The 11,735-nt window shown below is 63.1% G+C and carries 9 protein-coding genes; all 9 read right to left on the reverse strand.

The window, feature by feature from the left end; translation table 11 throughout:
- Positions 1–1,035 carry a rod shape-determining protein gene (locus F4X08_09895; protein ID MYD26111.1) on the reverse strand — a complete coding sequence of 345 codons (1,035 nt, stop codon included), beginning with the start codon at positions 1,033–1,035 and terminating at the stop codon, positions 1–3.
- A 60-nt stretch (positions 1,036–1,095) separates the two neighbouring features.
- On the reverse strand, positions 1,096–1,953 hold the full coding sequence (locus tag F4X08_09900; GenBank protein ID MYD26112.1) for a PHP domain-containing protein: 858 nt from the start codon (positions 1,951–1,953) through the stop codon (positions 1,096–1,098).
- Positions 1,950–4,649 carry a valine--tRNA ligase gene (locus F4X08_09905; protein MYD26113.1) on the reverse strand — a complete coding sequence of 900 codons (2,700 nt, stop codon included), beginning with the start codon at positions 4,647–4,649 and terminating at the stop codon, positions 1,950–1,952. Before F4X08_09905 ends, F4X08_09900 begins: the two co-directional genes overlap by 4 nt.
- Before the next feature lie 238 nt (positions 4,650–4,887).
- Positions 4,888–6,060 carry a cell division protein FtsZ gene (ftsZ, locus tag F4X08_09910; GenBank protein MYD26114.1) on the reverse strand — a complete coding sequence of 391 codons (1,173 nt, stop codon included), beginning with the start codon at positions 6,058–6,060 and terminating at the stop codon, positions 4,888–4,890.
- Between the two features lie 77 nt (positions 6,061–6,137).
- A complete protein-coding gene (gene ftsA, locus F4X08_09915; GenBank protein MYD26115.1) occupies positions 6,138–7,358 on the reverse strand; it encodes a cell division protein FtsA in 1,221 nt (406 codons plus the stop codon).
- An 18-nt stretch (positions 7,359–7,376) separates the two neighbouring features.
- Positions 7,377–8,219: an FtsQ-type POTRA domain-containing protein gene (locus F4X08_09920; GenBank protein ID MYD26116.1), complete on the reverse strand. Its 843-nt coding sequence runs from the start codon at positions 8,217–8,219 to the stop codon at positions 7,377–7,379.
- Complete coding sequence (gene murB, locus F4X08_09925; GenBank protein MYD26117.1) at positions 8,216–9,142, reverse strand: UDP-N-acetylmuramate dehydrogenase; 927 nt, start codon at positions 9,140–9,142, stop codon at positions 8,216–8,218. Before murB ends, F4X08_09920 begins: the two co-directional genes overlap by 4 nt.
- Positions 9,129–10,601: a UDP-N-acetylmuramate--L-alanine ligase gene (locus F4X08_09930; protein ID MYD26118.1), complete on the reverse strand. Its 1,473-nt coding sequence runs from the start codon at positions 10,599–10,601 to the stop codon at positions 9,129–9,131. The genes murB and F4X08_09930 overlap by 14 nt, the downstream gene beginning before the upstream one ends.
- Entirely contained in the window at positions 10,594–11,733 is a 1,140-nt protein-coding gene (ftsW, locus tag F4X08_09935; GenBank protein MYD26119.1) for a putative lipid II flippase FtsW, read from the reverse strand. Before ftsW ends, F4X08_09930 begins: the two co-directional genes overlap by 8 nt.
- Positions 11,734–11,735 lie beyond the last annotated feature (2 nt).

Below are 11,735 nucleotides of genomic sequence, written 5' to 3' on the forward strand. Positions count from 1 at the left end.
CTAGTCTTTCAGGACGCTCAGCATCGTCTCGAAGGCGGCGAAATTCTCGATGATCTTCCCCGCTCCCCGGACGACCGAGGTCATGGGCTCGTCGTCGAGCCTTACCGGCAGCTTCGTCTCCTTCGTGATTTGCCTGTCCAGGCCAGGCAGCCGGGACCCGCCGCCGCTGATGATGATCCCGCGATCGATGATATCGGCCGCGAGTTCCGCCGGCGTCAATTCCAGGGTTTGCCTCACCGCCATGATCACGCCGTCGAGCGGTTGCGAAAGTACCCTGCGGATCGCCAGGGAATCGACCACGACCGAACGTGGAATCCGGTCGATCAGGTCGAGCCCCTTCACCGTCATTTCCAGTTCCCTGTCGAACACGGGATAGGCCGAACCGAGTTTCCACTTGATCTGTTCGGCCATGTTGAAACCGATTTGAAGGTTGCAGTCGTTCTTCATGTGGTTGATGATGGCCTCGTCCATCTCATCGCCGCCGATGCGTACCGACTTTGCGGTCACGATGCCGCCGAGTGAGATCACGGCGATCTCCGAGGTCCCGCCGCCGATGTCGATGATCATGCTCCCCACCGGCTCTTCCACGGGCAGGGAACAGCCGATGGCGGCCGCCATGGGTTCGGAGATCAGCATCACTTCCTTGGCGCCGGCCCGCTCCGCCGAATCCCGGACCGCCCTCATCTCGACGTCGGTCACCCCCGAGGGGATACACGCCACGACGCGCGGCCGTATGAAGAAAGAATTCTTGAGCACCTTGCGGATGAAGTACCGGATCATGGCTTCCGTATACTCGAAGTCGGCGATCACCCCGTCGCGCAACGGCCGGTGCGCCTTGAGATCGGGTGGTTCCCTGCCGAGCATGACCTTGGCCTCGGCACCGACGGCAACGACTTTACCGGTCTTGGTATTGACCGCCACGACGGAAGGTTCGTTGATGACGATGCCTCTGCCGCGTACGTAAACGAGCGTATTTGCCGTACCCAGATCGATGCCGATATCATTGGAAAAGAAATCCGGCAGGGTAAAACGCATTTTTCGTCTCCTTGATTCCTGCAGAAACATCGAACGTACGCTAAGGCAACCGGCTTTACATCAAGCCACTATCCGTTTCAGTTCAGTCAGATGATGCAGAGGTACCTTCATGCCGCCGAGGCCGCAACGGTCCGCCCGGGGACCGTGATAATCCGATCCGCCGGTTGCCACCAGTCCGTGCTTTGCAGCCAGTTGCCCGTAGTAGCGCCGGGCCGTCCCGGAGTGGTCCGGATGGATGACCTCCAGGCCGTCCAGGCCCGACTTTACGAAACCGGGAATCAATTCGTCCCTTCGTAGGGATCCCGGGTGGGCAAGCACGGCCGCGCCGCCGGCTTCGTGGATCACCTGAATCGCATCCTCGACGGCGAAAAAGACCTTGGGCAGGTACGCGGGGGCGTGGTTGCCCAGGTACCGTGTAAAGGCGTCCTGTATCGAATCGGCCTGGTTGCTTTCCACCAGCGCGCGGGCGATATGCGGCCTGCCGACGCTGGTCTTGCCGTCCTGCGCATGGGCGATGACCGATTCCAGTTCAAGCGGTACGCCCAGATCGTTCAGCTTCCGGACGATGCCTTTCGCCCGGTGCAACCGCTGCGACCTGAAGGTTTCCAGGTACGAAAGCAACGACCGGTTGCCGGGATCGAAGAAGTAACCCAGGATATGCACGTCGGAAGCGCCATCCCGCGCACTGAGCTCCACACCGGGTACGATCTCCAGGTCCCGGGCCGATTCGCGCCGGGCCGATTCGCGCCGGGCCGATTCGCGCCGGGCCCGCTCCACGCCGTCCACCGCGTCGTGGTCCGTAATCGCCAGTGCGCACAGCCCCGCTGCACGGGCTTTCGACACGAGCTCTTCCGGGGTATCGACACCATCGGAACAGTCGCTGTGGGCGTGCAAATCAATATAGCACTCGACGCTCATCCTGCACAAATCATTTCGAGATTCCGATTCAGCCGGCCGATCATGTCCTCGTAGTTGTTCTGCTTGTCCTTTTCCTTCTCGACGACATCCGCGGGCGCCTTTTGCACGAACTGGCCGTTCGACAGGCGCTTGCGGACCTTTTCCAACTCCTGCTCGACCCGGCTCCGCTCCCGGGAAAGGCGATCCGTTTCGATTTCCAGGTCGATCAGGCCGCTGAGCGGGATGTAAAACTCCATGTCCCGCAACACGCCGGACGCGCAACCGGCGGGCCGGGCCTCGTCGCCGTCGACGAAGGCCAGCGTGCACCGGGCAAGCGACTGGACGGCCTGAGCCTGCCCGGAGAGTACTTCGATCAGGCGGGGGTCCGCGACCCGGCAGTGCACCGCCATTTCCTGGGTAAGATGGACTCTGAAGTCGGCGCGGACGCCCCGGATGGCCCCGATCAGTTCCTGGACGTATCGTATGTCCTCTTCGGCATCCGCTCGAACCCGGTCCGGACGCGATTCCGGCCAGGGCGCGACGACGATGCCGGCCGGTTCCGCGTCCCGGTCATCCAGGTAGGGTCTGAGATGCTGCCAGATTTCCTCGGTGATGAACGGCATGAACGGGTGAAACAGGCGGAGCGTCTGTTCGAGCACGAGCAGGGCCGTGCGACGCGCGTGATCCGCGGACGCGGCGTCCGTCTCGTCGTAGAGCCGTTGCTTGATCGCTTCGAGATACCAATCGCAGAAGTCGTGCCAGAAGAAGTCGTAGAGCAGCAGCGCCGTCTCGTGGAAGGCATATTGCTCCAGGGACCGCGTCGCCTGTTCGACGGTACGGTCCAGGCGGGACAGGATCCAGCGGTCCCACAGGTTCTCGGATACCGGAAGGCCGGATACCGGGAGGCCGGATGCCGGAAGGCCGGATTCCGGCGGCTTCTGGTGCATGAGTACCAGCCGTGCGGCATTCCACATCTTGTTCGCGAAATTGCGCCCCACTTCGACCTGTTCGTTTGAATACAGCAAATCCTGTCCGTGCGGCGCGATCAGCATCATGGCGTACCTCAGCGCGTCGGCGCCGTAGGTATCCATGACTTCCAGGGGATCGGGCGAATTGCCCAGCGATTTGCTCAGTTTCCGTCCCTTGATGTCGCGCACCAGGCTCGTGAGATAGACGTCGTCGAAGGGCCGGTCGTCCATGAATTCGTAGCCCATCATCATCATGCGAACGACCCAGAAGAACAGGATATCGTGGCCGGTGACCAGCGTGGAGGTGGGATAGAAGGTCCGGAGCTCCGCCGTGCGTTCCGGCCAGCCCATGGTCGAAAAGGGCCACAGGGCCGATGAGAACCAGGTGTCGAGCACGTCTTCGTCCTGGTGCAGCACGCCGTGGCCGCAACGGCCGCACTGCCCGGGCGCTTCGATGCCCGCGTGCGCGCTTCCGCACGACGCGCAGTACCATACCGGAATGCGGTGACCCCACCACAACTGGCGGGAAAGGCACCAGTCCTCGATGTTTTCCAGCCAGTGGCGGTACGTCTTCTCCCAGTGTTCCGGGGTAATGCCCGGTATCCGGTCTTCTTCCAGGGCGCGCAGGAGACGGCGGGCAAGCGGCCGGGTCTTCAGGAACCACTGGCGGGAAAGCCGGGGCTCGAGGACCGAGTCGCAACGCTGGCAGTGGCGGACGGCATGGACGTGACCTTCGATTCCTTCGAGGAGGCCGAGGTCTTCGAGGTCCTTCACGACCCTGCGACGGCACTCGAACCGGTCCAGTCCGCGGTAGGCGGGACCGGCGGCTTCGTTCATCGTGCCATCCTCGTCCATGATTACGATCTGGGGCAAGTCGTGCTTGTTGCCGAGGATGAAATCGTTGAAATCGTGGGCCGGCGTCACCTTGACGGCGCCCGTGCCGAATGTCTGGTCAACCAGCTCCGCGTCCGCGATGATCGGTACGGACCGGTCCGTCAGCGGCAGGCTGACCCGTTTGCCCACCAGGTGCGCGTGCCGCTCGTCCTCCGGGTGGACGGCAACCGCCACGTCGCCGAGCATGGTCTCCGGTCTCGTCGTGGCGATGCTGATCCCGCCCGTGCCGTCTGCCAGGGGATACCGGATCCGCCACAGCGATCCCTGCTCATCCCGGGGAACGGACTCCTCGTTGGACAGGGCGGTATTGCAACGGGGACACCAGTGGATGATGCGATTGCCCCGGTAGATCATCTTCTTCTCGAAAAGCGCGATGAATACCGTGAGAACCGCCCTGGAAAGCCCTTCGTCCATGGTGAAACGCTCGCGCTTCCAGTCACAGGAGCAACCCAGTTCCTTCAACTGGCGGACGATCGTGCCGCCATACTGCTCGCGCCATCGCCACACTTCCTCCACGAATCGCTCGCGGCCGATTTCCTCCCGGTCGATGCCCCGTTCCGCCAGCATCCGTTCCACGACCACGTGCGTGGCGATACCGGCGTGATCCGTTCCCGGCATCCAGAGGGTCTCGAATCCCTGCATGCGCTTGAACCGGATGAGCACGTCCTGGATCGTGTTGTTCAGCACGTGGCCGAGATGGAGTATGCCGGTGATGTTGGGTGGGGGTATGACGATGGAATAGGGGGGCTTGCCGGAAGCCGGATCGGCGTGGAAGAACTGGTGCTCTTCCCAGAAAGCGTACCACTTCCGTTCAACGGTTCCGGGGTCGTACTGAGGGGGCAATCCCTCGGCCATATCGGATGTATCTCCCTGTCGTATCGGAAGTTGCAGAATAGACCAGGATATGGAACGGCCGTAATCAGACCGGTTACCGGACAGGAAAGACTACGCCCTCCGACGGGATGGTATCTTGAAACCAGCACCGCAAAATCGCCAGCCTCAAAATACCGTCCCGCCGTGGACCTGTCAATCGAATTTGACCGGTTTGGCCTGTGCCTGAATCACCCGTTCGGACGTGGAATGATCCGGGATGCTACGAACCGAAAGCCCTGCGACGGCGCATGTAGGTCGGCACGTCCAGTCCGTTGTTGTCGACCGCGTCGTCGGACGGGTCGCCCACGGCCACTTCCTCCGTCTCGAACCCGTTACGCTTGACCCGTTGAAAAGCCGGGGTCTCGATCTCTTCAGGACGGTCCGGCTGGAACTTCAGGATGTTCCGGGTCAGCATTTCATCCGGAGAAGACATCGCCTCGTCCAGTCCCGTGGCGATCAACGTCACCCGGATTTTGCCTTCAAGGCTCTCGTCGAGGACCGTACCCATGATGATGTTGGTGTGTCCCGCGGCCGCCTGGACCGTGGTCATCACTTCTTCCACTTCGAAGAGGGTCATATCCTGGCCGCCCGAGATATTCAGCAGAATGTCCTTGGCCCCGTCGATGTCCATGTCCGCCAGCAGCGGGTGATTCATGGCCCGTTCCGCCGCTTCCAGCGCACGCTTGTCTCCCTCGGACTCGCCGGTGCCCATGAGGGCTTCGCCCTTGTTCTCCATGGTCGTCCTGATATCGGCGTAATCGACATTGATCAGCCCGGGCAGGGTGACCAGGTCCGAAATGCCGCGCGTGGCCTGCAGCAGAACCTCGTCGGCCACCTTGAGGGCGTCTTTGAAAGTCGTGGTGTGGCTCACGGCCTCCTTCAGCTTCTGGTTGGGGATGATGACGACCGTATCCACATGCTCCTTCAACGCGGCGAGCCCAGTTTCGGCGTTCGCCGCCCGCTTGGGTCCCTCGAAGGCAAAGGGCTTGGTCACGACGCCGACGGCCAGGACGCCCAGCTCCTTGGCGATCTGCGCGATCACCGGCGCGGCGCCGGTTCCCGTGCCGCCCCCCATGCCCGCGGTGATGAAGACCATATCGATATCGGTCAGGTGTTCCGCGATTACGTCCCGGCTTTCCTCCGCGGCCTTGCGACCTACGTCCGGATTCGCGCCGGCGCCGAGTCCACGGGTGATCTCGTGTCCCAGCTGTATCTTGTACTTTACATTGGAACTCGCCAGGTCCTGCGCGTCCGTGTTGGCGACCAGAAAATCGACGCCCGGGACGCCGATTTCAACCATGTGGTTCACGGCATTCTTTCCGGCGCCGCCCACGCCGATGATCTTCATGCGAGCGAACAGTCCCGGTTCCGCATCGAAGTCGAAAGTAGACATTTACAGCCTCCTTCTGTGGGTTTGAGGCAGCAATCTGCCGGTTTTGCTCGAATCTGTACGAATGGGCGCGGCGGTTTCTACATCAGGGCCGCGATCCGGCTTAACACACGGTCCAGCAATCCTCCTTCCGTACCATTGAGCCGCTCCTTTTCCGAAAGGTTGTTCATGGCGTAGTGCAACAAGCCGACACTTGTGGCGTACGTCGGCGCGAATTCGTCGTTTTCCAGTCCGGGTAGTTCTTCCGGCGCGCCGATTTTCGCGGACATGCCGAAGACCTGTTCCGTCTGTTTCGCGATACCTGGAATCAGCGCACCGCCGCCGGTGATGACGACCCCGGTGCCCACCAGGTGTTCGAAACCGTTGCCACGGATCTCCTCCCGCGCGAGGAACAGAAGCTCCTTGATCCGCGGTCCGACCACGTAGGCCAGTTCCTCCCGCGTCACCTCCCGCGGCTCGCGGCCGCCGACCCCGGGGACTTCGATCAGGTTGTCCCGGTCCGGCCGGACATATACCGCACTGGCGTAGCAGCACTTGATCCGTTCGGCGTCCTCATGGGGCGTGCGGAGGCCGATGGCGATGTCGTTCGTAAGGTTGTTGCCCCCGGCCGGTATGACCGCCGAATGCCGAATGCTCCCCTGGTGGAACAGCGCGACCTTCGTCGTGCCCCCGCCCAGGTCGAGCAGCACGACGCCCAGTTCCTTCTCGTCGGACGTGAGCGCCGACTCGCCCACGGCGATCGTATCCAGGACGAGTTCCCTGACCCGAATTCCGGATTGCTCGATGCAGTTGCGTACATTCCGCAACGGGGTGACCGCGCCCGTTATGATGTGCACGAGCACTTCGAGCCGGACGCCCGACATGCCGCACGGGTCGGGGATCCTGCACTGGTCGTCCACGATGTGGTCCTGGGTGAGCACGTGGATGACCTGGCGGTCCGAGGGTATTTTCAGGGCCGTCGCCGCTTCGCGGGCGCGGAATACGTCCTCCCGCGTCACGCCCCGGCCGACGTCGGTCGCGATGGCCACGGCGCCGCTGCTGTTGACGCTTTCGATGTGCTCGCCGGAAAACCCGACGAATACCTCGTTTACCCTGGCGCCCGCATCTCGTTCCGCGGTCCGGAGCGCCTCCTCGATCGAACGGGCGGCCTCGTCCATGTTGACCACGACACCTCGTCTGAGGCCCCGGGACCTGCTCGCGCCCCTGCCCAGGATCCGCAGTCCGTCGTCTGCAATCTCACCGATCAGCACGACCGTTCTGGTGGTACCCAGATCGAGCGCGGCGATACATTCACGAGCCATGTTCAACTCCTTTTACCACTACGATCTCCCGCCCCCGGACCGGTTGGATACGATCGGCCGGACGATAACCTGGTCCTTGAACCGCAGGTCGATCAGGCGGGTACGGATGGCATCGGCTTCCAGCTGTTCCACCGTCCTTTTCAACATCTCGATCTTCCTCGGATAGTTACCCGTCCCGAACCGTATGGCCAGACCGCCTTCGACCATGTAGGCGATCGGGTCATCGGGACTGGACACGTGTATCTCGGACAACTCGTCATACATCCCCGGAGACATCGACCTGAGCACCCGCATCAGGTAGAGCGCGCGGGCCATCTCCGGATTGGCCAACATGGCGTCTCTCAGCGTTTCGAAACTGCGGTCCTCCGACTCCGCTGCACCCGGCGCCTGCCGGTAGCTTGAAGCGTCGACGGTGATTACGGGAAGATCCGGCAGCCCGTTGCCGGGCGTCAGGGGGATCAGCTCGCCGCGTTCCGAGACGCCGTAGAGCCGGTCCAGCTGTACGAAAGCGATCGGTTTCAGTTCCTCCACGCGGACCACGACGGTACCGGGCAGTCTCCTGGTGACCGCGACCTGTTCGAACCGCCGGTCCAGCAAAAGGCGCCTTTCGGTCTCCGAGAGGTCGGCCGACCAGATGTTCCGTCCACGCTCGAGACCGGCAACCGCGATGATATCTTCTTTGCCGACGAAGCGGTTCCCCGCGACGTCGATGGTGTTCAGTTTGAACGCCGGCGAGGTCTTCGTCCACTCGGACAGCGCCAGGCCGCCCATGGCCAGTCCCGCCACCGCGCCCGAGACGAGCAGGCCGGCCGCGAGTCCAAGCATCAGCCTGACCGCGGGATGCATCCTGTTCAGCTTCATACGACCCCCGATTTCATCACGCGTACCTCGAGTTCAAGGGCTACGCCGGTTTGTTCGAAGACCCGCTCGCGAACCATGTCGATCAGCCGCAACGCGTCCGAAGCCGTCGCCCCGCCCTGGTTGATTACGAAATTTCCGTGGAGGTCGGACACCCTCGCTCCCCCGACCTGCAGGCCCTTGCAACCGGCCGCGTCGATCAGCCTCCCCGCCGTGCCGTCCTCGGGGTTCTTGAACATGCATCCGGCGCTCTGGTCCGCGGACGGCTGTGTGCGCTTCCGGTATTCGGTGAAATCCCGTATGCGTTCATACACGTTTTCCGGTTCGTCCGGCGTCAGCCTGAACACGGCCCCGGTAACGATGCCACCCGGATCGATACCGCTCTCCCGGTAGGAAAACCCCGCTTCGCCGGCCGGGATCGTCTCGATGTCGCCGGAAGGCTGTATCAGCTCAATCGACTCCAGCACGCCACCCAGATCGCTCCCGTGGGCGCCCGCGTTGCCACGGATGGACCCGCCGACCACGCCGGGGATCCCGGTGCAGAACTCCAGTCCGCCCAGTCCCGTGGCCGCCGCCGACCATGCGAGCCGGGGCAGGCTGACTCCGGCGCCGGCCCGGAGGTATTCGCCTTCCTGCTTCAAATGCCACAGCGTCCCCTCCGCCGGGGTCGATCCGCGTATCTTGATGACCAGCCCCCTGAACCCGTCATCCGAAAAGAGGATGTTGCTCCCGTTCCCCAGCACCAGCCAGGGGACCTCGTGCACCCTGGCCGCGGTGACGATTTCGAGCAGCTCCGATCGGGTTTCAGGCAAACACAACACGTCGGCCGGTCCCCCCACCCGGTAGGTGGTATGCCGGTCGAGGCCCTCGTTCAGCCGAAGCCGCCCGGCAGGCACCAATCCGCTGAAGATTTCAGACATTCCCATGAGACCGGACTCCGCTTTTCCGCAGCAGTTCGCAAACCTGGCTTCCCACCTCGCCGACGTCCCCCGCGCCGAGGGTAAGCACCAGGTCTCCACGCTCGAGATCGTCCACCAGCGCGGCCGCTACCCGGTCCTTGTCCGGGATATACGCGACGTTTCCGCCGAATGCGCTCGCGTCGTGGACGATCATCTCACCCGTCACCCCGTCCCGGGGCGTTTCCCTGGACGCGTATACGTCCGTAACGATCGTCCGGTATGAGGGAAACCGCCCGAGCACGCGTCCGAATTCTCGGCGCAGATTCCGCGTCCGGCTGTAAAGGTGTGGCTGGAACACCACGAACATGCGCCGGGCGCCCGCATTCGACACCGCGCGCAGCGCGGCCTCGATTTCGACGGGATGGTGGGCGTAGTCGTCCACCACCGTGACGCCGCCGATGCTGCCCAGCACTTCGAATCGCCTTCTCAGCCCCCGGTATTCCGCCAGGGCCGCCATGGTCCGATCGACGGGCAGCTCGAGATCATCGGCCACGGCGATGGCGGCCAGTGCGTTGGACAGGTTGCACTCGCCCGGCTGCGGCAGCACCAGCCGGCCGGCCGGAACGTCCCGCACGTAAACCTCGGCGGAAATGCTCCAGCCTTTCGATTCCACCCGGTCCGCCCGGATGCGGGCTTGCGCCGAAAGCCCGTAGGTCACCAGGCGGCGACGCAGGCCGGACCGGATTCTGCCGATGCCCGGGTCGTCCGCGCACACGATCAGGGACCCGTCCTCGGGTACGAGATGGGCGAAGACGGTAAAGGCTTCATCGATGGCTTCCTGCGAACCGTAGTATTCCATGTGGTCGGCGTCCACTGAAGTGATTACGGCAGCCGCAGGCGTAAGCGCATGGAACGAACGATCGTATTCATCGGCTTCCACGACCATCCAGGGACCGTTTCCACGGCGGACGTTGGATCCGTTTTCCGTCATGACCCCGCCGATGACGGCCGTCGGGTCCAGCCCCGCGGCCGCCAGTACCTTGACGATCATGGCCGACGTGGAGGTCTTTCCGTGGGTGCCCGCCACGGCGATGCCCTGCGTCCCGCGCGTCAGCATACCGAGCAGTTCGGCGCGGGTGACGGTGCGCCGGCCCAGCCGGCGGGCCGCCGCGAGTTCGGAATTGTCCCCGGGGATGGCGGAGGAGTACACGATCAGGTCCGCATCCTCCGCGTTGGCCGGGTCGTGGCCCTGGAAGACGGACGCTCCGAGACCGTGTAACCGGTCGGTCAACGGCGTACCCCGCAGGTCCGACCCGCTGACTTTGTATCCATATCCGAGCATCAGTTCAGCCAGTGCGCTCATGCCGATTCCGCCTATTCCGATGAAATGCGCGTGGCGGCAAGTCATTTCCGGTCCTTGCCGGCCGGTACCCACGGTCTGTCCGGCCCCTTCGGTCTGTTCGGTATCGTCTGTCCGATCAGTCATACTGCAGTCTCTGACGGCGATAGGTCATTCTGGATATGTTCAGCAGGATCCCGATACTCATCATGCAGACGAGCAGCCAGGACCCTCCGTAGCTCAGAAAAGGCAGCGGCAGGCCCGTAGTGGGCAGCAAGCCCGTCACCACCCCGATGTTCACCAGCACGTGCAGCGTGATGAGCAGGGTCAGCCCCGATGCCAGGAAAAACCCGAAGGCGTCCGGCGCCATGCGGGCGATGCGGACCCCTCGCCAGGCGAAGACGACAAAGAGGCCCAGTACCGCCACCGACCCCAGGAACCCGAGCTCCTCACCGATCACCGCGAACACGAAATCCGTATGGGGATCGGGTAGAAAAAGGAACTTCTGCCGGCTCTGCCCCAGTCCGTTCCCGAACATGCCTCCCGTGCCCAGGCCGATCAGTGCCTGTTGCAACTGATAGTCCGCCCCCTGAAAATTGTGGGCCTGATCGGCGGAATTGCCGAAAAACCGTTCGAAGTAGGTCATGAGCCGGCCCCGGCTGTGCGCGGACGAGTACAGTTTGTAGACGAGGGCCGGGATCAAGATCCCCACGGCGCCTGCCAGGTGCAGCAACCGGGCTCGGCCGACGTAAAGCACCGCGAAGGCGGTCGCGGCCAGCACGATGGCAGTGCCGTAGTCCGGCTGCAGGCCGATCAGCAGGCAGGTGGCTCCGATCACCGCCAGCACGGGAAGAAAACCGGTGAAAAACCGTTCCATGACGTGCTGGCGCCTGGCCAGCCAGTAGGCCAGGAAGATCACCAGGGCGATCTTGACCCCCTCCGCGGGCTGAATCGTCATGGAGAACAGGTTCAACGTGCGCGTCGCTCCGCGGATGGTCATCCCGATACCGGGAACGAATACGAGGGCCAGAAACCCCATGCCGATGACGATCAGGATCGGGGACCACTTCTGCAGTTTCTGGTAATTCAGGCTGGCGAAGAGGATCAGGATGACGATTCCGAGGATCAACCGCACCAGGTAACGTTTCACGAAGAACCCGCTGTCCCCGGAGAACATCTCCGCGGCAACGGCCGGGCTCGCACTGTAAACCATGACCGACCCCACGCAGAGCAGGAGCAGCGACGAGACCAGCAGTGGAAGATCAATACGTTGATGCAACA

This window comes from Gemmatimonadota bacterium (assembly GCA_009841265.1).
In the GTDB taxonomy this organism is placed as follows: domain Bacteria; phylum JAAXHH01; class JAAXHH01; order JAAXHH01; family JAAXHH01; genus JAAXHH01.

Coding starts and splice junctions, on each gene's coding strand:
- F4X08_09895 (MYD26111.1), bottom strand. CDS start 1,035: ATGCGTTTTACCCTGCCGGATTTCTTTTCCAATGATATCGGCATCGAT.
- F4X08_09900 (MYD26112.1), bottom strand. CDS start 1,953: ATGAGCGTCGAGTGCTATATTGATTTGCACGCCCACAGCGACTGTTCC.
- F4X08_09905 (MYD26113.1), bottom strand. CDS start 4,649: ATGGCCGAGGGATTGCCCCCTCAGTACGACCCCGGAACCGTTGAACGG.
- ftsZ (MYD26114.1), bottom strand. CDS start 6,060: ATGTCTACTTTCGACTTCGATGCGGAACCGGGACTGTTCGCTCGCATG.
- ftsA (MYD26115.1), bottom strand. CDS start 7,358: ATGGCTCGTGAATGTATCGCCGCGCTCGATCTGGGTACCACCAGAACG.
- F4X08_09920 (MYD26116.1), bottom strand. CDS start 8,219: ATGAAGCTGAACAGGATGCATCCCGCGGTCAGGCTGATGCTTGGACTC.
- murB (MYD26117.1), bottom strand. CDS start 9,142: ATGGGAATGTCTGAAATCTTCAGCGGATTGGTGCCTGCCGGGCGGCTT.
- F4X08_09930 (MYD26118.1), bottom strand. CDS start 10,601: ATGACTGATCGGACAGACGATACCGAACAGACCGAAGGGGCCGGACAG.